Annotated in this window: 23 protein-coding genes and 2 pseudogenes; 8 read left to right on the top strand and 17 right to left on the bottom strand. The window is 49.1% G+C overall.

Annotation, left to right across the window (positions count from 1 at the left end; translation table 11 throughout):
• Window positions 1-381 precede the first annotated feature (381 nt).
• From ACSVDI_RS03985 to ACSVDI_RS03975, 3 genes are all read right to left on the bottom strand, one after another.
• A complete protein-coding gene (locus ACSVDI_RS03985; protein ID WP_457944919.1) occupies window positions 382-1,398 on the bottom strand; it encodes a LacI family DNA-binding transcriptional regulator in 1,017 nt (338 codons plus the stop codon).
• A gap of 482 nt (window positions 1,399-1,880) precedes the next feature.
• Window positions 1,881-3,161: an MFS transporter gene (locus ACSVDI_RS03980; protein WP_457944917.1), complete on the bottom strand. Its 1,281-nt coding sequence runs from the start codon at window positions 3,159-3,161 to the stop codon at window positions 1,881-1,883.
• 236 nt (window positions 3,162-3,397) lie between these two features.
• Window positions 3,398-4,426, bottom strand: a complete 1,029-nt coding sequence (locus tag ACSVDI_RS03975) for a M42 family metallopeptidase (RefSeq protein WP_457944915.1) — start codon at window positions 4,424-4,426, stop codon at window positions 3,398-3,400.
• 250 nt (window positions 4,427-4,676) lie between these two features.
• On the opposite strand from ACSVDI_RS03975, the gene ACSVDI_RS03970 reads away from it, so the two are divergent.
• Entirely contained in the window at window positions 4,677-5,183 is a 507-nt protein-coding gene (locus ACSVDI_RS03970) for a superoxide dismutase family protein (protein ID WP_457944914.1), read from the top strand.
• A 56-nt stretch (window positions 5,184-5,239) separates the two neighbouring features.
• Here ACSVDI_RS03970 and ACSVDI_RS03965 read toward each other — a convergent pair whose 3' ends face one another.
• The 3 genes from ACSVDI_RS03965 to ACSVDI_RS03955 all read right to left on the bottom strand — a co-directional run bounded on the left by ACSVDI_RS03965 (window position 5,240) and on the right by ACSVDI_RS03955 (window position 6,989).
• Window positions 5,240-5,929, bottom strand: a complete 690-nt coding sequence (locus ACSVDI_RS03965) for a DUF6062 family protein (RefSeq protein WP_457944912.1) — start codon at window positions 5,927-5,929, stop codon at window positions 5,240-5,242.
• Between the two features lie 345 nt (window positions 5,930-6,274).
• Window positions 6,275-6,496, bottom strand: coding sequence for a hypothetical protein (locus ACSVDI_RS03960; RefSeq protein ID WP_457944911.1), 222 nt, complete (start codon window positions 6,494-6,496; stop codon window positions 6,275-6,277).
• A gap of 163 nt (window positions 6,497-6,659) precedes the next feature.
• A complete protein-coding gene (locus tag ACSVDI_RS03955; protein ID WP_457944909.1) occupies window positions 6,660-6,989 on the bottom strand; it encodes a hypothetical protein in 330 nt (109 codons plus the stop codon).
• Window positions 6,990-7,048: 59 nt separating this feature from the next.
• Here ACSVDI_RS03955 and ACSVDI_RS03950 point away from each other — a divergent pair, with 59 nt between their 5' ends.
• Window positions 7,049-8,482: a recombinase family protein gene (locus ACSVDI_RS03950; RefSeq protein ID WP_457944907.1), complete on the top strand. Its 1,434-nt coding sequence runs from the start codon at window positions 7,049-7,051 to the stop codon at window positions 8,480-8,482.
• Window positions 8,483-8,493: 11 nt separating this feature from the next.
• Window positions 8,494-8,610 (top strand): annotated as a pseudogene (locus ACSVDI_RS03945) (manganese catalase family protein); the annotation flags it as partial.
• 82 nt (window positions 8,611-8,692) lie between these two features.
• Here the strand turns inward: ACSVDI_RS03945 and ACSVDI_RS03940 are convergent.
• The 3 genes from ACSVDI_RS03940 to ACSVDI_RS03930 are packed head-to-tail and all read right to left on the bottom strand — an operon-like array spanning window position 8,693 to window position 9,370.
• A complete protein-coding gene (locus ACSVDI_RS03940; RefSeq protein ID WP_457944905.1) occupies window positions 8,693-8,821 on the bottom strand; it encodes a hypothetical protein in 129 nt (42 codons plus the stop codon).
• Window positions 8,822-8,865: 44 nt separating this feature from the next.
• Entirely contained in the window at window positions 8,866-9,180 is a 315-nt protein-coding gene (locus ACSVDI_RS03935) for a hypothetical protein (RefSeq protein ID WP_457944903.1), read from the bottom strand.
• Window positions 9,164-9,370: a hypothetical protein gene (locus ACSVDI_RS03930; protein ID WP_457944902.1), complete on the bottom strand. Its 207-nt coding sequence runs from the start codon at window positions 9,368-9,370 to the stop codon at window positions 9,164-9,166. Before ACSVDI_RS03930 ends, ACSVDI_RS03935 begins: the two co-directional genes overlap by 17 nt.
• Window positions 9,371-9,589: 219 nt before the next feature.
• On the opposite strand from ACSVDI_RS03930, the gene ACSVDI_RS03925 reads away from it, so the two are divergent.
• Window positions 9,590-9,946: a helix-turn-helix domain-containing protein gene (locus ACSVDI_RS03925; protein ID WP_457944900.1), complete on the top strand. Its 357-nt coding sequence runs from the start codon at window positions 9,590-9,592 to the stop codon at window positions 9,944-9,946.
• A 575-nt stretch (window positions 9,947-10,521) separates the two neighbouring features.
• On the opposite strand, the gene ACSVDI_RS03920 is transcribed toward ACSVDI_RS03925, so the two are convergent.
• The gene (locus ACSVDI_RS03920; RefSeq protein WP_457944898.1) at window positions 10,522-10,728 is read right to left on the bottom strand and encodes a hypothetical protein; all 207 of its coding nucleotides are present in this window, start codon (window positions 10,726-10,728) and stop codon (window positions 10,522-10,524) included.
• A gap of 52 nt (window positions 10,729-10,780) precedes the next feature.
• Here ACSVDI_RS03920 and ACSVDI_RS03915 point away from each other — a divergent pair, with 52 nt between their 5' ends.
• From ACSVDI_RS03915 to ACSVDI_RS03905, 3 genes and pseudogenes are all read left to right on the top strand, one after another.
• Complete coding sequence (locus ACSVDI_RS03915) at window positions 10,781-11,269, top strand: hypothetical protein (RefSeq protein ID WP_457944897.1); 489 nt, start codon at window positions 10,781-10,783, stop codon at window positions 11,267-11,269.
• Between the two features lie 73 nt (window positions 11,270-11,342).
• On the top strand, window positions 11,343-12,923 hold the full coding sequence (locus ACSVDI_RS03910) for a recombinase family protein (protein WP_457944895.1): 1,581 nt from the start codon (window positions 11,343-11,345) through the stop codon (window positions 12,921-12,923).
• Between the two features lie 93 nt (window positions 12,924-13,016).
• A pseudogene (locus ACSVDI_RS03905) lies at window positions 13,017-13,427 on the top strand (manganese catalase family protein); the annotation flags it as partial.
• A 564-nt stretch (window positions 13,428-13,991) separates the two neighbouring features.
• On the opposite strand, the gene ACSVDI_RS03900 reads toward ACSVDI_RS03905, so the two are convergent.
• Genes ACSVDI_RS03900 through ACSVDI_RS03885 form a run of 4 tightly spaced genes read right to left on the bottom strand, consistent with a single transcriptional unit; the run spans window position 13,992 to window position 17,100 of the window.
• Complete coding sequence (locus ACSVDI_RS03900; RefSeq protein WP_457944894.1) at window positions 13,992-14,612, bottom strand: flavodoxin family protein; 621 nt, start codon at window positions 14,610-14,612, stop codon at window positions 13,992-13,994.
• Window positions 14,613-14,624: 12 nt separating this feature from the next.
• The gene (locus ACSVDI_RS03895) at window positions 14,625-15,416 is read right to left on the bottom strand and encodes a nitroreductase family protein (RefSeq protein ID WP_457944893.1); all 792 of its coding nucleotides are present in this window, start codon (window positions 15,414-15,416) and stop codon (window positions 14,625-14,627) included.
• 29 nt (window positions 15,417-15,445) lie between these two features.
• A complete protein-coding gene (locus ACSVDI_RS03890) occupies window positions 15,446-15,886 on the bottom strand; it encodes a DUF1893 domain-containing protein (protein WP_457944892.1) in 441 nt (146 codons plus the stop codon).
• A gap of 41 nt (window positions 15,887-15,927) precedes the next feature.
• Complete coding sequence (locus ACSVDI_RS03885; protein WP_457944890.1) at window positions 15,928-17,100, bottom strand: aldo/keto reductase; 1,173 nt, start codon at window positions 17,098-17,100, stop codon at window positions 15,928-15,930.
• Window positions 17,101-17,481: 381 nt separating this feature from the next.
• Here ACSVDI_RS03885 and ACSVDI_RS03880 point away from each other — a divergent pair, with 381 nt between their 5' ends.
• The gene (locus ACSVDI_RS03880; protein WP_457944889.1) at window positions 17,482-17,844 is read left to right on the top strand and encodes a MerR family transcriptional regulator; all 363 of its coding nucleotides are present in this window, start codon (window positions 17,482-17,484) and stop codon (window positions 17,842-17,844) included.
• Window positions 17,845-17,916: 72 nt separating this feature from the next.
• On the opposite strand, the gene ACSVDI_RS03875 is transcribed toward ACSVDI_RS03880, so the two are convergent.
• The 3 genes from ACSVDI_RS03875 to ACSVDI_RS03865 all read right to left on the bottom strand — a co-directional run bounded on the left by ACSVDI_RS03875 (window position 17,917) and on the right by ACSVDI_RS03865 (window position 21,620).
• On the bottom strand, window positions 17,917-19,401 hold the full coding sequence (locus tag ACSVDI_RS03875; RefSeq protein WP_457944888.1) for an L-fucose/L-arabinose isomerase family protein: 1,485 nt from the start codon (window positions 19,399-19,401) through the stop codon (window positions 17,917-17,919).
• A 70-nt stretch (window positions 19,402-19,471) separates the two neighbouring features.
• Window positions 19,472-20,992 (bottom strand): xylulokinase, encoded by a 1,521-nt coding sequence (gene xylB, locus ACSVDI_RS03870; RefSeq protein WP_457944887.1) that lies wholly within the window; start codon window positions 20,990-20,992, stop codon window positions 19,472-19,474.
• Window position 20,993: 1 nt separating this feature from the next.
• Window positions 20,994-21,620, bottom strand: a complete 627-nt coding sequence (locus tag ACSVDI_RS03865) for a DUF4867 family protein (protein ID WP_457944885.1) — start codon at window positions 21,618-21,620, stop codon at window positions 20,994-20,996.
• Window positions 21,621-21,658 lie beyond the last annotated feature (38 nt).

Genomic DNA, 21,658 nt, shown 5'->3' with positions numbered 1-21,658 from the left:
TTGTATTTTGAATTTTTTTGTCGACTTAATTATAACACGTCTTATTTTGATATGCAACACATATATTTTTCAGTTTTAGAACAGCGTTCTATTTTTTATTAAAAACCGTCAATATTCGCTGGTGTAGTTCTAAACTCAAATATAATATATTCAAAAATCTAGTTGACTTATCATTTATTACTAATATTTCGGTCGAACTTCGTAGGTTTTTGACAATAATGATATTATTCTTAAAATTCAATAATTGCATTCTATTGCGGTTCCGTCACCCTGTTTGTGAACAAAATTTGCTTTTTCGAAAAATCCAGTTCTTTTCGGCCAAATGGCAAAAGCGGAACTGCCCGTGCAGGGCAGTTCCGCTTTCCTGTTCTGTCTATGTAGTTAATCGGTGGTACCGCGAAGAATCAGTTCCCCGTCAAACAAAACCTGGCTGTTTACCGGATTTCCGTTGATTTTGCTAATGATAATCTGCGCCGCGTGCCGCCCCAATTCCCGAATTGGCTGGCCGATTGTGGTAAGGGCCGGTTCATAGATTTCATCTAGAAACAGATTGTCAAAACCGACTACGTTAATATCCCTTGGGACCTGTACTTGGCATTCTTTCAGCTGCTTTACACACCCCAAGGCAATCAGGTCGACTGAAGCCAAAACCGCATCCGGGCGGTCATCCAGCCCGGCAAAATAGCTGCCGGCCATGAAGCCTAATTTAATATAATCCGAAGTGTGGTTGCGGCATTCTTCCTGGTGAATCCATTTTTCATTATAAGGCAGTCCGCATTCCTTGAGTCCCATTAAATATCCCTCGTACCGCTCGTTTACAACGTCAATCTGCTTTACATTCCGAATATAACCGATTTTTCTTTTCCCGCGCTGATAGAGGTATTGTACCGCTTTTCTGGTGCTGTTGAAGCCATCGGTACAGACATAGGAAAAATCCTTTGGGTCGCTGAATACCCGGTTCATGAAAACGACCGGGATGTTTCTGGAAATATCCTTTAAAAACTCAACCATCTTCGGATTGTTCTCGTATGTATTGTAAATAATTCCGTCCACTCTGCGGCGGATTAGTGCCCTGGTATATTCCAGTTCAGACGTTGAACTTCTTTCGGTGTTGCAGACCAGAACCATGTACCCGTTTTTCAGTGCAACATCTTCCGCACCCTGAAACATTTCACTGTAAAAAATATTGCTGTATTCCGGTACAAGCATGGCGATGGTATGGGTTCTGCCGGTTCGGATTCCCTGGGCGAAATAGCTGGGGGAATACTCCAGTTTTTTCATAGCGGCGTCAATTGCTGCCTTGGTTTCGGCCTTCACTGGTCCGGTTCGATTGAGCACCCGCGATACGGTTGACTTTGAAACGCCAGCTTCTCTGGCGACATCAATAATGGTAGCCATAACAAATTCCTCTCTTTTTCATTTTGAGAACGTTCCCAACCTCTGCTCCAAGGTCAGCTCTGTCTTGTATAGCGGTTTTAAATGGCAGTTCATGTTGCGCGACAGCCGGGAAAGACTCATAAACGAAAAACCTCACAAGAAAATTCCTGCACCGCTTCGGGATGCAAATTTCTTCGCAAAAACCCGAAACAAGCCGCAGGAATAAAGTAGAAAAGGTATGGTACCACCTAAATCATTTTTATTTTATCAAGAATCTCGATAAATTGGAACTCATTTTTTATTAATAATATACTTTTTTACTCCCGTTCTGTCAATGATATAAATAAAAAACTTTATAAAATGATATCATAAAATATTCACAAATGATTGTTTTTAGCTATCAGTTTCATGTATGATGATTTCACAGAATACATTTAGTATTCGTTTCATCAACAATATTGATATTATGTTATCCCCGAAAAGTAGAATCCTCTTAAAGCGTATTAATTTGTGGGAGGTTCAGCAGGGAGCGAATCCAGATCCGCTTCCCCTTTTTGATCCGTTTTCTGGGTGGCGAAGAGACCGATTGCCAGCCCCAAAGCAGAAAAAATCAAACCGGCCAAAAGCATTCCGCCCACGCCCGGACCATCCAAAAGCCATCCTCCGAAAAGGCTGGCAACCACTCCGCCTACCGTAATGGCTGTTGTGACAAAGGCCTGTCCCTTTGCGTGGTCTTTCTGCTGAATAATCGTATTGACATAATAAACCGATGCCGGGATAAACAGTGCGTATGCGCCGCATTGAATCAGCTGTGCCGCATACCAGGTCCATACGTTTGTGGCGAACAGGGTAACCGCCGCTTTCACCATAAAGAAAAGAAGCGAAAATTTCAGAATCGAACTACACCGGAATTTCTTCATCAGAAAATCAAAAACGGACATGGCAGGCAATTCAATCGCTGCAGCCAGACCGATTGCAATCCCCATTTCCCGTTCCGTACCCCCGACATTCTTGGTAATCTGAATCGGGAAGTTATTAATCATGGTATGGGAGCAGAACGTCAGGGAAACAGCGACCATCAGCAGAAAGAATCTTAGATTTTGCGAAATAAACGCAATCAGGCCCGAAGAATTCTGATTCAAATCCGGGGCAGGAACCGGGTCGGCCTTCGCAGAGGGAAGGTGCTGTTCTGCCCCCTTTGGCAGTTTCTGCCGCTTAGTAAGCATTAAAATGGATATTCCAAGCAAGACAGACAGCACAGTAGAAAAAACAGAAAGGAAATCCGTTCCCAAGGATTGAACCAGGGAACCAAGTATGACGGAAAAAACAGCAAACGCCATAGAACCCATTCCACGGGCAAATCCGAAATTAAACGGAACCCCCTGGTTAATCAGCTGCATTCCCAGCGAGTTGAGCAGCGGCTGCAGGGTAAAAAGGACCGTCAGCTCCAAAACAAGGAGTACCCCAAGCGCCGCAAAGCAATTGGATAAAAGAATACGGCCCGCGGCAAGCAGACCGGCAAAAAAAGCAAGTAGCGCCGACAGGCTTTGAATGGATATCTTGCTGGTATGATCCGCGAACGATGCCACCGCGGGCTGCGGGACCACTGCAAAAATATTGGCCAGGGCCAGAATCAGGCCGATCTGACTGTTGCTGAAGTGTTTGGAAAGCAAAAATACAGAGGCAAAATTCAAACTGCTGCACATAATCGACCAATAGCAGCAGTGTATCAACGAATATTTCGCCGTCAACTGAAACGTCATTTTTTGAGTATTAATTTTCAAAGCCGCCTTTTTTAAAATTTTGGAACACGATTCAAAAAACAAAAGCAGACCGATTATATCAGTTTCGAACATCCTTTGCAAGCGATTCCGAAAATCAATCCAATTTATCGCTTCTGCGCAACCAATTCCTGTAAAGTATCATAACAGATTGTTGCTTTATTTAAAAATTATACATTTTGTAAATAAAAATTACCCCCGAAACCGATTGTTCCTCAGAATTTCGGGGGTGGTAACTATTATTCCTGTCCTATGTAAAGCTCCAACAGGCGCAGCGTATTTCGAACGCCGTCCACATGGGAACGTTCGTACCCGTGGGAGGCATAGACCCCGGCTCCGATCAACCCGTGCTTCAGGTCATACCCGGCGGCAAGTGCAGCATCCGCATCCGAACCATAATATGGATACACGTCCACGGCAAAATCAAGTTGTCCCTTTTCTGCGCAGCGAATCAGGTTCGTGGTCACCTCATAATTATAGGGCCCGCGGGAATCTTTGGCACAAATACTAACCATCCGCTCGGTGCAGGTAAGGCCTTCCCCTACACATCCCATATCTACGCTGATGATTTCCGACGCATCCTCCGGCAGGGCGCCGCAGGCACCGTGACCGACTTCCTCATAGACCGTGATAAACACGTAAACCTTCCGTTTTAATGCAATCTTTTTTTCGTGAATTTCCTTTGCCAAGCCAAGAAGAATTGCAACGGAAAGCTTATCATCCAAAAAACGGCTTTTAATGTACCCGCTCTCTGTAATCGTTGTGCGGGGATCAAAACAGACAAAATCTCCGTTCCGAATTCCCAATGCCTCCGTATCCTTTTTCTCTGTCACGGCTTCATCCAGAACAATCTCCATCTCATCGAACGTCCGGCTTTGTTTGGAATAATCGTCGTTCACATGGACCGAGGGGTCGTTCATTTGAAGGGTACCTTCAAAAACCCGTCCGGAACGGGTGCGGATTCGGCAATTTTCCGTTTCACAGTTGTTGGCATTCAACCCGCCGATGTTTGTAATCCGAAGTCTGCCGTTCTTTTTAATTTCGGCTACCATGCCGCCAAGAGTGTCAATATGTGCCGAAAGAATCAGCGGGTCGCCCTCCCCGCCCAAGTCGCACACCACACAGCCTTTTTTCGTCAGATACGGCGAGTAGCCAAGCTTTTTCAGCTCATTCGTCGTATATTCGGTGACTTCCGCGGTAAAACCGCTTGGGCTGTCAATTGCCGTCAGATTTTTGAGCTGCTTTATAATTTCATCTAAAGAATTCATATTATGTTCGTCCTTTCCTGTTAAGTCATAACGTTTGAAAAGATTGCCTGTGCATCTTCCGCGTTTTGAGTCCGGCATCCGGTTTCGGATCATTGACGACGCAGGTGCCGTATCCTTTATCATATCACGATTCCCATAAAACTCAATAGATGCCAGCAAAAGCGTTCCGTGATAATTTTTCTTTCAAATACACCTTAAGATACAGCCGAATTGGAACAGGAAGCATAAAATGGACCAGGAGGTGTTACCTTTGTCTACCGAAACACAGTTCAGTCAGTTTATTGAGTTGCTAAAAAGCCGCCCGGATGCTTACGCCAATGTAAAAGGAAGTGACGACTACCCCGATTTGGAAGGAACGATTTTCTTTTATCAGCTTTCGGACAGCGTGATGGTCATCGCGCGCGTAAGCGGTCTTCCAAAAGGCGAGGGAGCCTGCCCATCCTCCATATTTGGATTCCATATCCACGAGGGCCGTTCCTGCAGTGGAACCGCGGAATATCCTTTTGTAAGCTCTGGCCCGCACTATAATCCAACCGGTTGTCCCCACCCCGCTCACGCGGGCGACCTGCCGCCCTTGTTCGGCAATCACGGATATGCATTTACCGCTTTTTTGACCGATCGCTTTACTGTCAACAACATCATTGGCCGCACCGTCATAGTGCACGCTTCGCCGGACGATTTTACAACCCAGCCGGCTGGAAACTCGGGTACAAAAATCGCCTGCGGGCTGATTGTGCGGAACACCGGGGCCATGTGAACTTCTTTTCCTCAGGGAGCGCAGAAAACGCCTCCCTTTTTTATTAACCTCGAATATTACTTCTCATACATCTTGCGCCCGACCATAATTTCAACCGCTTTCGTCCACGCGTTTCGCTCTGCATCCGTCCATGCTTCCCCGGTAAACCGGTAATCATTTTTGCGGCGGATTTCAGCCAGGCAGTGCAAAAGACCCTGGTATTTTGCATAAACGACCTCCTGAACCAGATCAAGGCTTTCGCTGTTTCGGCTCAGGCTGATGTACTGCTTCATATGGGGAACACATAAAATCCCCTGCTCCACAAATTTATTTTTAAAATCGATCTGACTGCTTACATTTTCATCGATTACCCTTAAATACGATTTTTCATAATCGCTTTCCAACTTGCACAGCTTGCATTCCGCTTTGTTTTCCTTACTTTGGCTGCCCACATTAGGACGAAATCTTAATTTGCGTTTGGCATTTGCCGGGAGTGCGCTGTTGAACTCAGCCAGCGCGTCCCGCAGAAACGCATCGTAAAGAATCGCATGGGCAAGCGGCTCCCCGAAGCTGTGCATCAGCCAGGAGTGCGCGTTGCAGAAGCCTTTCTCTTTTCGAAGCCGCTCCTGAAACATCGGGTCATTGACATTCTCATACAGAAACCCGTCAATATAGCTGTTCACTGCTTTTTTCACCAGTTTGCAAACCGGGCATTCCTCATGGCCAAGCGCTTCATACACTTCATGCCAAACCATATCCTGACTCATAGTGTTCTCTCCCTGCCGATGATGTTCGGAAAATAAAAAATGCTGCAAAGTATGGGGCGCCGGACAGAAACCTAAAAATAAAAAACAGTCAACAGCCCCTACACGGTCCTGTAGAAGCCGTCAGCTGTTTTCCAGCGATTCGAATATTTCCAAAAGGGAGCTTTCTCCCTCTGGAATACAGTATAGCATATTTTTTGAAATTTACAATGATACCGGATGCTTTTTGAGCACTTCAGCCGGTTCGCATTCAACGGATTTTTCAGAAAGAGGCTCCACCCTTTGCATGGAACACTTTTCTGCGGTCAGACTGAACAACCGGTAAAAAAGCGCACAGGGACCCTTCCATCAATCCGAAAAATATATATTCTTACCTGGTATTCCGAATGTTTTCGTAATCATATTTTTAATCATTTCCCGGTCCAGCAAAGGAGTCTTATTCAAATCATCTATAAACCTTCGCGAGGGTTCCGTGTGTAGTCTTCTGCTTGCTACATAAAGATCAATCCCTATCACGCTCAGCCCCTCTATCGTCTTGTTTAAGATAACAGTGGCCCGGTTTTCGTTCATGTTTTGCTTAACCTCCTGTCTGTGTCTATGCGCGGAACCGCAATGGGGAACGGTATTCTCCGCATAATTCCCAATCACAAATTCTAATTACTAATTATATCGTCCGATTTTTGTCCGAGGTTATACGGCATTTTATCTTTTCAGAATTTTCAGCAATTAAATTTTACAATGTTTTCAAACGGTTCCGAAATTTGGACAAAGCTTTTCCCACCTGTTTCATTCGTTTCTCATCCATTTTCTTTTGCTCCTCCTCCGGCAGAAAAACCGTTCGGCGAACCAGCCGAAACGCATCGGTTCCCCGGCCGGGGCGAACCTGTTCCAACACAAGCTCTTCCCTGCACCGTGCGGCATCACTGGCTTTGTCCGTAACATAGCTGACCGCTGTAAACGTAAACGGTTTTTTTTCAGACATGACAACCACCTCAAAAATATCTACTCGCTGTTCGGATTGTCCTATGCCCTTTCCGGTGTCATTTACGGCTTTTGCTTTCATATATATAAATCCCCGCGTATTTTCGGCGCGGGGATTTTTCACAGGAGGCGATACAGTCTATGAAAATTGCGGCGGCTTATATCAGGGTTTCTACAGACGATCAGCTGGAATACAGTCCGGACAGCCAACTGGAAAAAATCCGTGAATATGCGGACAAAAATGGTTGGATACTGCCCGCAGAGTATATTTTTCGGGAAGACGAGGGAATCAGCGGAAAAAAGGCGGAAAAGCGCCCCGAATTCATGCGCATGATTGGGATTGCCAAACAGAAGCCCAAGCCTTTTGACGGAATCATCGTCTGGAAGTTTTCCCGCTTCGCGCGCAATCGGCAGGACAGTATCGTTTATAAATCCATGCTGCGCAAACAGTGCGGCATCGAGGTTGTTTCGGTTACCGAACAGCTTGGCGATGACAAAATGTCCATTCTTGTGGAAGCGATGATTGAAGCAATGGACGAATATTACAGTATTAATCTGGCAGAAGAGGTGCGCCGCGGCATGAATGAGAAGGTGAGCCGTGGGGAGCCGGTTACCGCCCCCGCGTTCGGATACCGGATTGAGAAAAAAGGCTATGTTGTCGACCCGGATACGGCACCTGTGGTGCGCATGATATTCCATGATTTCATCGGCGGCATGGGGTGCCGGGCCATCGCAGACAAATTAAACGCTATGGGCATACGGACAAAACGCGGAGGCCTGTGGGAAAACCGCACCGTAGAGTACATTCTGCGCAACCCGGTCTACATTGGGAAAATCCGCTGGAATCCCAAAGGAAAAACCCGACGCAACTTTCAGGACCCCAATTTAAAGATAACGGATGGAGCCCATGAACACCTGATTGACGACGAAACCTGGCAGCAGGCGCAAAATCAGTTCCAACGAAACAAGAGAAAGTACGGAAAAACTGGCGGGGGAAAAAAGCCGGCAGAATACCCGCTGCAGGGGTTGGTTCGGTGCGAAAGCTGCGGCGCCACGCTGACGCGCTCGAACGGAACCTATATGCAATGCCAGGCATACGCGCACGGAAAATGCCACGTTTCCCACAGCATTTCAGCCGATAAATTGGAAGCAATGATTTTGTCCGCCATTCAGGAAACCCTGCGCTGCCGCAGCCTTGAAATACCCGGTGCGGAAAGCTGGCCGAGGCAGGAGGAAATCCAGTGGATTGACCGCCAGATTCAGCGGGAAGAGCAAAAACTTGCCCGAATCCGGGAAGCATATGAAAACGGAATCGACTCCCTGGAAGAATACAAGGAGGCAAAGAAAAAAATCAACGCGCGAATGGAACAGCTGGCCGCGGAAAAATCAGCCGCCGAAACTGTAAACACACAGGCACTCTCCCCTATGCCCCCGATGTATACGGACGCTGTTTCCCTGCTGCGCAGCCCGACGGTTGGGCCCGATGTAAAAAATGCTCTGCTCCGCTGTCTTCTGGATAAAATAGTCTTTGACCGGAAAAACAACCGGATTGAACTTTACTATTCCGCACTGTAAAGCGTCACGATTTGGAATACGGTGGACCGGACGGCGAACTTGGCGCTTCCCTTCGCTATTTGAGCCAGCGCTACAGCATGCCCTACCCGGAATTGAAAGCGATACTAACTGATATTGGTACAGAAGAATCGGTTCCACACGGTTATCAATGTGTTTCCGCTTTCCCCGTATCCGACGCCTTGTTCCGAATGGATACTCCGAAATAACAGATCAAAAAGGCTTGTCCAACATGGAAGGGGTAAATACCGACTTTTCCCCGGTTTTGTAAACGGTATCCTTCCAGTCCCCTGACAAGCACAAACAAGGCTTATCGAAAACGATAATTTCCCCTTGGCTCATTGTGCAGCATCCGTTGGATGCGGATATTGCGCTTTGCCCGCACTTCATCGAAGGCGCGTTCCAACTGCAGTGATTTTTGAATCATCTCGTTTTTTTCTGCCTCTTCCCTCTTCCATTGGCAGTAGGTCGCGCAATTTGCATGGCACCCCACGTGCCGTTTTGAGCAGTCCAGACAAGGTGACTGTGAAAACATCATGTTTTCTGATCCCTCCAGCGTTCATTTTCAGGCACTTGTTGATTTCATTGGTCAGGCCGCAGTTCCGGGCCGGAAAACACCGCATGGCAGGCCCCTGAATTGCGGTCATCAGCGGTTCTTCGGCATCCATTCCACAAACCAGCAATTTATCGGTCGGTTTCAACCGGAGTGCTTTCTTTGGTTGAATTTCGCAGATAAAGGTTCAACCCTTGTTGACGAAACTCTTCTTCAATCCGTTTGAGTTCTTCCGGTGTTTTATTGGAATACGCCGCGTCGCTGATGAGAATATGGGTGTGCCCGATGTAGAATTCCTTTACAATGGTTCCTTCCACAGGAAGATTACACATCATCATCACCCTGCTTCATTGTATTGCTTTCCCGGCATGTCTTATGACACAAAATTTATTTTCTTGATTCTATGTATTAATCTCATGATGATTGATTTATTAGTAAAATTATTATTTTATAAGCAAATTTCTACTTCGCGCTCGATTTAAGTAAAATTCTGTGTTAAAATAAAAATAAAGAATTTGATATTGAAAAATAAACGATTGGATTAGAGGAGCTTTATCATGGAACCGATTGTTTTAGGAGAACGCTTAAAAACGATTCGAAAATTGAAGGGTTTTACCCAAATAGAAGTGGCAAAGCACCTGAAAATAGACATTAACGAGGTTTCCATGTGGGAAACAGGAAAAAGCATGCCGGATGTTGCAATGCTGGTGGAACTATCCGACCTTTATCAGGAATCAGCCGACTCTCTGCTTGGAACGGAACTAAGAAACAAAACACCGGTTGACACGGAAAACACAGACCCAAGAATTACCGAAGCGCTTGAAATCATGCGAGATCTTCCGGATAATTTTCTGGAAGACGCGCTGTCGAATCTGCGCTCGCTTGCCAGCCTGGCGGAAAAAATCAGGTCATAATTTTATCATAATATAAACTTCCCGTAATGAATGAGGGCTCGTACTTTTCAGTGCGAGCCCTCATTGTATACAAAGAAAGATTCCTGCCAAAACTCTTGAAAGCATTCGACATTCCTAAATAGAAATAGCTTGGTACCCTTCGGGCATATATATGTTCCGGGCCTTGGGGCACCGGTTTTCACAATTGGAAAACTGGAGGAAACTTTTCTAACCCCCACACACCTGAAAATAATATTAAATTTGTCATTAAAATTTTAAAATTTTGTAATCGTTTATTGACCTTACGTAATAATTTGGACATATTAAACAGGTAATATAGGGTATACAATTCGGCTAAGGGTTGGTAAAATATTTTAATAGGGATTCCCTTTCCGGAAGCATTATTATAAAGCAAAAGGAGTCGTTTACTTGAGTATTTTCTTTGGAGTATTATCGATTATTGCATTGCTTGCCTTTCTTGTCGGTATGCTGAAACCACAATGGATGGTTTTCTGGAGCGATCAGAAAACAAAAAAGACAGCCTGTTTATATCTTATTCCGGTGGTTCTATTCGCGGCAATTTTCTTCTCAAGCTTTTATAGCGGGGCACAGTCCCCTGTGCCGGCCTCCGCATCCGGTTCGCCCACGTCCGGTTCCTCCTCCGATGCAACAGCAAATCCATCTTCGCCCGATTCTTCTTCGTCCATATCTTCTTCCTCCTCCGCAACCTCATCCCCAGCCGCTTCAACGCCTTCGAATGCGTCTTCCTCGTCTCCATCATCTGCTGTTATTATAAAGGCCACGCCTTCCAACCTAAAGTCGTTCAGCACGACCCTTCTCAGCGGATATTATACCGTGGGCGTTGATCTTCCAGCGGGTACTTATAAGATTACTGCACATAAAGGAACCGGCACCTTTGCAACCAGCGACAACAGCGTAAATGCAAAGCTGAGCAAAGTAGCCGATGCCACCCACCAGCAGGTAATTAAAAACGTCGCGATTCACGATGGAACAACGGTATCCGTAACCGGAGTAACGGTAAAAATTGTATGCAAAGAAAAAGTGGATCTATCCAAATTAAAGGAACGCACAAATACGGCAACCAAGACCTATAAATTGAAGCCGGGCAGCTATACCGTTGGAAACGATATGGAAGCCGGAACCTACGATCTTTACACGGAAGATGGCAGCGGAACGGTTGCCACAACCGATGGAAAATTCAGTATTTCCGTGGGATCCGACACCAGCGATGCAAATCAAAGAAGATTTAAAAATGTCACATTCCAAAAAGGACAGACCTTAAAAATTACGGGAGCGACTATGAAATTCTCTCCCAGCGACTGAAAAAATCAATTTGATGTAAAAAACACCTCCGCGCGTATTGGCGTGGGGGTGTTTTACTTAGGGAGGGAGTTTCATGTCCTACTGTCTCTACCTGCGCAAATCCCGTGCCGACCTTGATGCTGAAGCCCGCGGCGAAGGGGAAACACTTGCACGCCACGAAAAAGCGCTGCTGGAACTGGGAAAGCGGCAGAACCTAAAAATTGATCGGATTTACCGAGAAATCGTATCGGGAGAAACCATTGCGGCAAGACCGGTTATGCAGCAGCTTCTCTCCGAAGTTGAGCAGGGAATGTGGGAAGGCGTTCTGGTCATGGAAGTGGAACGCTTGGCCCGCGGCGACACCATTGACCAGGGAATTGTCGCACAAACCTTCCGGTTCAGCGGCACCAAAATCATAACGCCCCTGAAAACCTACGACCCGAATAATGAATTTGATGAAGAATATTTTGAATTCGGCCTGTTTATGAGCCGGCGCGAATACAAAACCATTAACCGCCGTCTGCAGCGCGGGCGAATTGCTTCGGTTCGGGAAGGAAAATTTGTGGGCAGCGTGCCGCCTTTTGGCTATACGCGCGTAAAACTGGACCACGATCGGGGATTTACGCTGAAGCCCAACCCCGAACAAGCGCCCATTGTAAAAATTATCTTTTCCCTTTTTGCTTACGGGGAGCAGCAGCCGGATGGTACCACAGAGCTTATGAGCATCCCTAAAATCGCTCGAAAGCTAAATCAGCTTTCCATCCCGGCCGGAAAGAAAAAGGAATGGGTCTACGCAAGCATCCGCGATATGCTTCAAAATCCGGTTTACATCGGAAAAATCCGTTGGAGTTCGCGCCCCCTGAAGAAAAGAATCAGCAACGGCCGGCTGGTAAAAGAACGTCCGCGCGCAAACGAAAAGGATGTGATTCTTGCCGACGGGCTCCACGAGCCCTTGGTCGATAACAAAACATGGGAGCTGGTGCAGCAGCGTTTCCGCCAAAATCCAGGCCGCCCCTGCCCTAATCAGTATCCGGTTCAAAATCCGCTCGCCGGGCTGGTCGTATGTGGGGTCTGCGGGCACCGGATGGTTCGCAGGCCATATCGAAAGGCAAACGAGCCGGATTTTCTTTTGTGCGCGGCGCCCTCCTGTAAAAATGTAAGTTCCCGGCTGGACTATGTCGAACAGCTGATTTTGACCGTTCTTCAGGATTGGCTTGGCGCGTACCCGATAAATCCGGGTGATGTGGAAAGACGCTCCCCTTTCCTGCCCGACATGCGCGAGGAGGCACTCAAAAGGGCCAAAAAAGAGCTGCTCGCACTGAAAAAACAGCAAGATTCCATTTATGAGCTTTTGGAAAAAGGGATCTATTCCGATGAAGTTTTTCTGCAGCGATCCCGAACAATCCAGCAGAAGATGGAAGAAGTTCAAGCCCGTCTTCCAATGCTTGAAGCGCAGGCCGCGCCGTGCAGTCCGCCCGGGGCACATCCCATATGCACGAATGAATCCATATGGAAGCAATATGAGGAAGCGCGAACCGCGGAAGAAAAAAACAATCTGCTGAAAACAGTAATAGAAAAAGCGGTTTATACCAAAACGGTAAACGGCCGATGGAATAACCGTGCGGATGAGTTTGAACTGATTCTGTATCCAAAGCTTCCGCCCAAGAAGGTCTGAAACCTATATGAAAACTCCCTAGAGTCTAGGGTATTTCCGCTAAAATGGAATTTGACCAGAAGTCCAGAGATATGCTGACACCGATAAGCATTTGGTACATACGAACTTGCACATTTTGAAATGGTTGCAACCATTGTGCATCAGTTGACCCGCAACCTAACCGAAGAGGAAATCAAAACAGGCGGATTTGACGCGTACTTTATCAACCACACCACCGGCATCTACCCCGCCGACGCAACCGGAGTTCCCTACAACGCAGCAAGCATGCAGGTAAAGGGCGACCCGATCACGGACATTCACGAGGACTTGGCGGCAGAGCAAAAGGCGCGCACCACGTACGATAATATTCTCCGCTTTGCGGATGATCCCGATGTACGCGACCCGATTAAATTCCTGCGCCAGCGTGAAGTTGTGCACTTCCAGCGCTTTGGCGAAGGTCTGCGTATTATAACGGATCAGCTGGATTCCAGGAACTTCTATGCCTTTAACCCGGCTTTTGACAAAATGATGAACCGTAATGTAAAGGGCACAAGTAAAAATAAAATGCCAAATATGAACGTCGCAGGTACGAGCGGCGGCAATGTTGCAGGCATGAGCGGCGGCAAAACCGCAACCATGAGCGGTGGCAACGTCGCAACCATGAGCGGCGGCAATGTTGCAGGCATGAGCGGCGGCAAAACCGCAACCATGAGCGGTGGCAATGTCGCGGGCATGAGCGGCGGTAACGTTGCAGGCATGAGCGGCGGCAAAACCGCAACCATGAGCGGCGGCAATGTCGCAGGCATGAGTGGCGGCAAAGCCGCAACCATGAGCGGTGGCAACGTTGCAGGCATGAGTGGCGGTAAAACCGCAACCATGAGCGGTGGCAACGTTGCAGGCATGAGTGGTGGTAACGTCGCGGGTATGAGCGGCGGCAACGTCGCAGGCATGAGCGGGAAAAAGTCTATGAGCGATGTTTCCGGTGCAGCGACCAGCGGAAAAGGAAGTGGCGTAGAGGGTTACTCCTCTTACAAGAAATAAAAACAGGCTTCTGAGTGAAATGCTCAGAAGCCTGTTTTTTCGATTCTGTTACCGGATAAAATTTGTTTTGGCGGGAGGCTCCCTCTTTGGAAGAGAAACCGTATCCTTTGCGGCCTCCATGTTTTTTAAAAGCCAAGCCATGTTCCGTCCCAGCGTCCTCATAATCTGCAGGCCTTCCAAATCCTGGCGCACCTCGTCCGGCGTATTTCCGTGCACCGCGTTCCAATACTGGGAAGACACCACCGGCATATTGGCAATGGTGAAATACTTGTTTAAACGGTCAAAAGCTGCGCTTGCACCCCCGCGCCGGCAGCTTACCACAGCAGCTGCGGGCTTGTAGGCGTACAACTCGGATTTTCCATAAAACATGCGGTTCAGCAGGGAACAAAGCGCACCGCTCGGGCCGGCATAATAAACCGGAGAACCCACGATGATTCCATCCGCCTGTTTCGCAAGGTCAATGCATTCGTTGACTGGGCCGTCATGGAATACACAGTGTCCCGTTTGCGCACAGCCGCCGCATCCGTTGCAGTCCCGGATGGGCCCGCTGCCTAAATGGACAAAGGTGGTTTCAATCCCTTCCTGATTCAGCTGGCCCGCCACCTCGGAAAGTGCAGTATAGGTACAACCATTTTTATGTGGGCTGCCGTTAATCAATAAGACATTCATGTTTATACCTCCCTATTTCCATGTAATATCTGCGCGGAGTCTTGGCGCCGTACGGCGATACTGGAGTTGCGGGTAACCGACCAGCATACACGACACCAGCTGTTTCTCCCCCAGTTCGAGCCATTCCTGCGCCTGCGGGTTTGCTTTTATCGCCCGCTCAATCATGCCGCTGACCAGCACACCCAAACCGAGTGACACTGCCATCGTTTCCATATTCGCACTGGCCATGCCGCCGTTCAGCGCACGCCCGGAGGCAACGGCCAGTAAGACCGGAGCACCGAAAAACAGCGGATCGCGTTCCGGGTGATTCTCATATTTTTCATATACAGAGCGATACCATTGCGCCTGCGGGTCGCTCTGCTCCCGAAGAATCTCCGCGGTTTTCCTCCAGCCTTCCCAAATCAGTTTCCGGAATTCCGGCAGCTTTTCCTGCACCACAATAAACCGGTTATCCTGTCGATTGACGGCGGTTTCCGTGTAGCGTCCGGCTTCTATGATTTTTCGCAGCGTTTCCGGCGGCACCGCCGTGTTTTTAAAGTGCCGGATACTTCTGCGGAATTTGATTGCATTAAGTACCTGCTCCGGAGCCAAACGGAACGTTTCCGGGTCATACTCCGTCACATCTTCCATGTCATACTCCGGGATCCGCACCGCATTGGCGGGGCATATTGCCACGCAGTGCCCGCACTGCATACAGTTCCCAAGAACCTTCGCCGTGCCCTCCTCCACGCTGAGATTCGCCTGCGGGCAGTCTTGCACGCAGGCACCGCACCCAATGCAGCTTTGCGAATCAATGACTACCATAATGAACCATCCTTTCAACGGATTGAAAATTATGTCCCGCTTTTCGCTCTTCGATTCTGAATCATACGTTTTAACGCCTCGTACGCTTCCTTAGGGGAATCAATTTCACGGCAGCACTGTTCCATCGGGCACATTCCTGTGTGATCCCGATTCAAGATATACGGCACCGCTTTTCCGTAAGTCAGCGGCACATGGGCCTCTTTCAAGCACTCAATCGCCGCTTGGCTGACGAGTTCGCCGCAAACCTCGGCGACACCTCCGTAAAGCATAAGCAGGGCGGCGGCCTTGCCCACAACTTTATCGGCGACACACGCGCCTTTCAAAATTTCAGGGGATTGCTCCAGCCAGCCCATCAGCGGCCGAATGCCGGGCAGTTCCGATTGAACCACGGTGCCATCCTTTTGAATCACAACACACGCTGCCTGCGTTTGCTGTAAAATCTGTTCGGCCTGTTTCATCCGTTCTGTCAAATTTTGTTCACCTGCTGTTCTAAAAATCATTGCGCCTGCCCTTAAACCGTGGCCAGCAAAGCTGCAATTTCATGCATACGGTCCGGAATTTCAATGCTTTGCGGACAATGTTTCATACATTGACCACACCGGACGCAGTGGTTAGGAAGATTCTTTTCCGGCACCACTTCAAACGCCTGCAGGAAATCCTTCCGGTTCTTTTCAAAATCAGACTGCTTTCCCAGGGAAATCGGCAGACAATTGGTAGAAGCACACCGGTTGTAAACCGAAAACACCTTTGGAATATCCACTCCGGCAGGGCAGTCCATGCAATACCGGCACCCGGTACAGGGAATGGTTCCGGTTTTCAGGATTGCGGCAACCACCCGTTCCAAAACCGCGCGTTCCTCCTCGGTAATGGGGGTGAAATCCGCAGCGGTTTTTACGTTGTCTTCCACTTGATCCATAGCGGACATTCCACTCAAAACGGTTATGACGTTCGGCTGGGAAGCGGCAAATCGAATGGCCCAGGAAGCAAAGCTGTCATTCGGCCGGGCAGCCTTTAAAAGCCCCGCCGCCTCATCACACAGATTGCACAGGCTGCCGCCGCGCACCGGCTCCATGACAATGCAGGGAATCCCACACGAAGCCAGAATGTCATACTGCTTTTTCGCGTTCTGCATGTTCCAGTCCAGATAATTGAGCTGAATCTGCGCAAAATCCCATTCGTGCCGGCTCGCAATCTGTTCCAAAACATCCGGAGTTCCGTGGAAGGAAAATCCCAGGAAGCGGATCCTGCCGTTCTTTTTTTCTTCCCGCAGGTAATCCAGCACCCCGGTAGTTTCATACCGCTTGATGAATTCTTCCAGCGACTTTCCGACAGAATGGCACAGATAGTGGTCGAAATAGTCAACCTGGCATTTTTTCAGCTGCTCGGCAAAAATCCGTTTGCCGTCTTCCAGGCTGTTTAACTGCCAGCTTGGCATTTTGTCGGCCAGATAAAAGGATTCCCGGGGATACTTTTTCAGCGCCTGGCCAATGAAAAGCTCCGACTGACCTTCATGGTACGGATACGCGGTATCAAAATAGTTTACGCCGTGAGAGTACGCATAATCAATCAGTTCCTGAGCCTTTTCATAATCGATTTCCTGTTTGTCTTCCTGCAGCTTTGGAAGCCGCATGCACCCAAATCCTAAAAGGGAACGTTTTTCGTTCCGATAATTACGATAAATCATTCCAATTCCTCCTTACATTCTGCAAATCTGAACTCTGCTGCTCAGCCTAAATTGTTCCACAAAAAAGCGGTTTCGGCCTTGCCGGTACCGCACGCGGACTCCCCCGCAGGCCAAATGGAACCATACCCTGAGCGGCTCCAATTTAATTCCATACGAATAATACTAACTCTTAAAGTTAACTTTAAGTCAATAGTTTTTTAAAAATTTTCATAAATGTTTTACAAGCTCCGCAGGATTGACAAAAACGATTTTCAGAAGTATGCTTATCCATTGAAAACCGGCGTAATGCAGTGCCTGTTATTTTGCGATTAGAACGCGCAGAACATAAACGGGTACTGGATTGAAAACGCCGCAGCATCATCACAAACGGAGGGAACGTTCATGAATTATACCATCCGCCAGGCTGCAGAAAAATTCGGGCTGGAGCCGCCCACCCTGCGCTACTACGAAAAAGAAGGGATTCTTTCCCCCCGTAAAACGGAAACCGGCATCCGCATCTACTCGGAAGAGGATATGGATCAGTTGGAAATGGTGTGCTGCCTAAAAGCGACGGGTATGTCAATTAAGGACATTCGGAGGTATTTTGACCTTTGTGCGCAGGGAGATTCTACCGTAGAGGAACGCCTGGAAATTTTCAACCAGCAGCGTCTTCACATTTTAAAACAGATTGAAACCCTGCAGAAAAATCTGGCCAAAATCGACTGTAAAATCGCGTGGTACAAAGGAAAGCACCACATAAAATAAGACAAACAGGCGCCGCTGTTTTCAGCGGCGCCTGTTTTTGTATGAATGGGATTTTGGTTATCGTTCCCAGACTTATTCTGCAAACGGATTTTCGCCCTTGTAGAGCATGCCATCCGGGTGGTTGAACTCAATGTCTTCCACACCCAGATAATTAAACAGCGTATAAAGGGCTTTGCCCACATGGCCAAACGCAACCGCGCCGTGGTGCGGATAGTGCTTCGCCACTAAAACATGGCGATAGAAACGCTTCATGCCGGGAATTGCAAAGATGCCGATGCCGCCGAAGGAACGGGTCGCCACCGGAAGAACCTCGCCCTGCGCCACATAAGCGTGCAGCGTAGTATCTGCGGCGCTCTGCAGACGGAAGAAGGTAATCTGGCCGGGAGCAATGTCGCCTTCCAGGGTACCGCGGGTGAAGTCCGGCTCGCCGCCGTTTTCCAGCAGACGGTTCTGGATAAGCTGATATTTGATTGCGCCCTTGGACAGCTTGCACAGCGGAGTGTTGCCGCAGTGGAAGCCCATGAAGGTATCCTGAAGCGTATAGTTGTATTTGCCCTTAATCTCTTTTTCAAACAGATCAGCCGGAACGGAGTTGTTGATGTCCAGCAGGGTAACGGCATCACCAGTAATGCAGGCGCCGATGTACTCGCTGAGCGCGCCGTAAATATCAACTTCACAGGCCACCGGAATGCCCCTGGAAGCAAGGCGGCTGTTCACATAGCAGGGTTCAAAGCCAAATTCCTTCGGGAATGCCGGCCAGCATTTGTCGGCAAACACCACATACTTGCGGCTGCCCTTGTTCTTTTCCGCCCAATCGAGCAGAGTCAGCTCAAACTGTGCCATACGGGGCAGGAAGTCCGGGTACTGGTTGCCGGCACCCAGTTCTTTAGCCATGTCGGCGGCCACTTCGGCAATGCGCGGGTCATTTGCATGCTCTTTGTAAGAAACGAGCAGGTCGAGCTCGGAATTTTCCTGAACTTCAACGCCGATGTCATAAAGCGCTTTAATCGGCGCGTTGCAGGCAAAAAAGTCCTGCGGGCGCGGACCAAAGGTGATGATTTTCAGGGAGCTCAGGCCGATGAGAGCGCGGGCAACCGGGACAAAGTCCACAATCATATCGGCGATGTCGTCCGCTGTACCGACCGGGTACTCCGGAATGACGGCCTTAAGCTTGCGCAGGCCGAGGTTGTAGGAGCAGTTCAGCATGCCGCAGTATGCGTCGCCGCGCCCGTTGATCAGGTCGTCACCGGATTCTTCGGCGGCAGCCGCGTACATTACCGGGCCGCTGAATTCCTGTGCAATCAGGGTTTCCGGTGTTTCCGGACCGAAGTTGCCCAAGAACACAACCAGTGCATTGCAGCCGGCTTCTTTCACTTCTGCGACTGCTTTGAGCATATCGGTTTCATTTTCCACGGTGGTTTTGCACTCGTAGATGGAGCCGCCCTTTTTCTCGTAGCTTTCCACAATCGCTCTTCTGCGTTTCTCGGAAAGGGAAATCACGAAGCAGTCGCGGCTGACGGAGATAATGCCAAGCTTAACCTCAGGAATGTTTGTCATTTCAAAATCCTCCATACTTTATGTATTTAAAAATAATCTGCAAAAAGGTACGAAAACAATTTGCTGCTTTTTAGGAACGATAGCTCCATTTGAGCGCGTCATAATAGCGAATGTATTTCGCATACTGCGCGGCGTACACCGGCACATTTTCCGCAATCGGAAGCGTTTCGCTTTCCGGCTTAATCAGCGCCACAGTATCGGCCAGGCTGTTCCAGATGCCCGCCGTTACGCCGGCAACCAGCGCCGCACCGAAGGAGCCGCCTTCTGCGCTGCCAAATACTGTACGCACCGGAAGGTTGAAAATATCGGCGAAAATCTGGCGCCAAATGGGGCTTTTTGCTCCGCCACCCGCCAGAACGACTTCATCCGGATGGGTATCGGGATTCACGCTCAAAATCAGGTCGTAAACCTGTTTCAGAGAAAATGCTACGCCCTCCATCACCGCACGGGAGAAATGGCCCTTGCCGTGGCGGATGGTTAGGCCCAAAAAGGCACCGGTGGCCTCGGGATCGTTAATCGGCGCGCGCTCGCCCATCAGATAAGGCAGAAACACCAGGCCGTCCGCACCGGGGTTGGTGGCCGCTGCCTCCTGATCCAGCAGGTAAAACGGGTCTTTTCCAGTCGCTTTGCCCTTCTCGGTTTCATAATCTCCCAATGCGTTTCGGAACCACTGGTAAGAACCCGCTGCGGAAAGCGTTACGCCCATGGCATGGTAGGTACCCGGCGCGTTATTGCACGAAACCTGCAGCAGCCCGTTCGGATTTTCCATGTAAGCGGGCAAACCCATGGCAACCACGCCGCTTGTGCCGAGCGTGATGCCCACGCGGCCCGGGCGAATCAACCCAAGCCCGGTTGTAGAAATAACCGCGTCCCCGCCGCCGCCGGAAATGACGGTGCCCTCCGGAATTCCGGTCAGTTCCGCCGCTTCACGGCTTACGCGGCCGGCTTCCTGTGTGGATTCCACCACCTGTGGAAAGAGCGACGGCTTCAAACCGATTTTTTTAATCAGCTCGACAGCCCAGGTGCGTTCCTTCACATTGAACAGGCCCGTTCCGGAAGCGTCCGAAACTTCGGTGAAAAATGCGCCGGAAAGGCGGAACCGGATGTAATCCTTCGGATTTAAAATGATAACCGTACGTTCATAATTTTCCGGCTCATTCTCTTTCATCCATAAAATCTTTCCGCCGGTAAAGCCGGTCAACATCCGGTTATTGGTGTAGCCAAGCAAAGATTCCAAACCGCCCGCAAGCTCAGTGATTTCCTCACACTGGCGGCCGGTACGCTGGTCGTTCCAGAGAATCGCCTTGCGCACAACCCGGTGTTCGTTGTCCAGCGGCACCATGCCGTGCATCTGGCCGGAAAGGCCGATGCCACAGACCTGACAGTCACCGATTTTCTGCAAGACCTTACGGATTCCGGTCACAACACCCTGCCACCAGTCCTCCGGGTCCTGTTCCGACCAACCCGGCTTCGGCGTATAAAGAGGATATTCCTCCACCACAGAGCCAAGGATCGTGCCGGATTCATCCAGCGCAAGCACCTTGCAGCCGGAGGTGCCGATATCCAGTCCTAAAATGCATCTTGTCGTCATATTATCCCTCCACCGATACATTTGCCCCGGTCAGGCCGACAAAGGCGCCCTGCTCCCCAAGGTCCGTTTCCGGATGAGCAATCAGCCATTTGTTCCTGGCAAACAGCAGGCGATCCTCATGTTCATGCTGTTCCGTTTCCAGCGGAAGGTTTGTGTCGCGCGGAAGAACAACTGCGCAGCGGAAACCGCCCTTTTCTGCATTGCATGGTGCATAGTGCAGTGTGGTGGCATACAGTTCCACAATCGTGCCCTTCGGTACGAAGAATGCCTCAATCCGCGACGTATCATAGGTATAATTTTCCGGGTCAATATCCTGCTGCCAGCCCAACAGCAGAATCAAATCCGTAGCGGCAATATCCAGTTCCGAAGAACGATGATATTCCACTGCGTTCAATTTGGTGTTGCTGCCGTTGCAGTAGCCAATCTGAATCGGCAGTCCTCCGTACGCACGGTTTTGCAGCTCCTGAAAAATCGGGAGTGCTTCCAGCGTTGGCTCTGCCGGAACATAGGCTACTTCGGCGGTCAGCGGAGTCTTCCCTATTGCCTCCATCAGTTGGGAGCAGTCGTACCCCTTAACCACCCTTCCGTATTTTCTGAATTCCGGGTCATCGACATTCCAAATTTTCAAATCTCTCACCCTCATTAATAAATTTTATATGAAAACTG

Source organism: Caproiciproducens sp. LBM24188, from assembly GCF_054130445.1.
The sequence above is the reverse complement of the archived record's forward strand: the minus strand, read 5'-3'. Positions and strand labels throughout refer to the sequence as shown.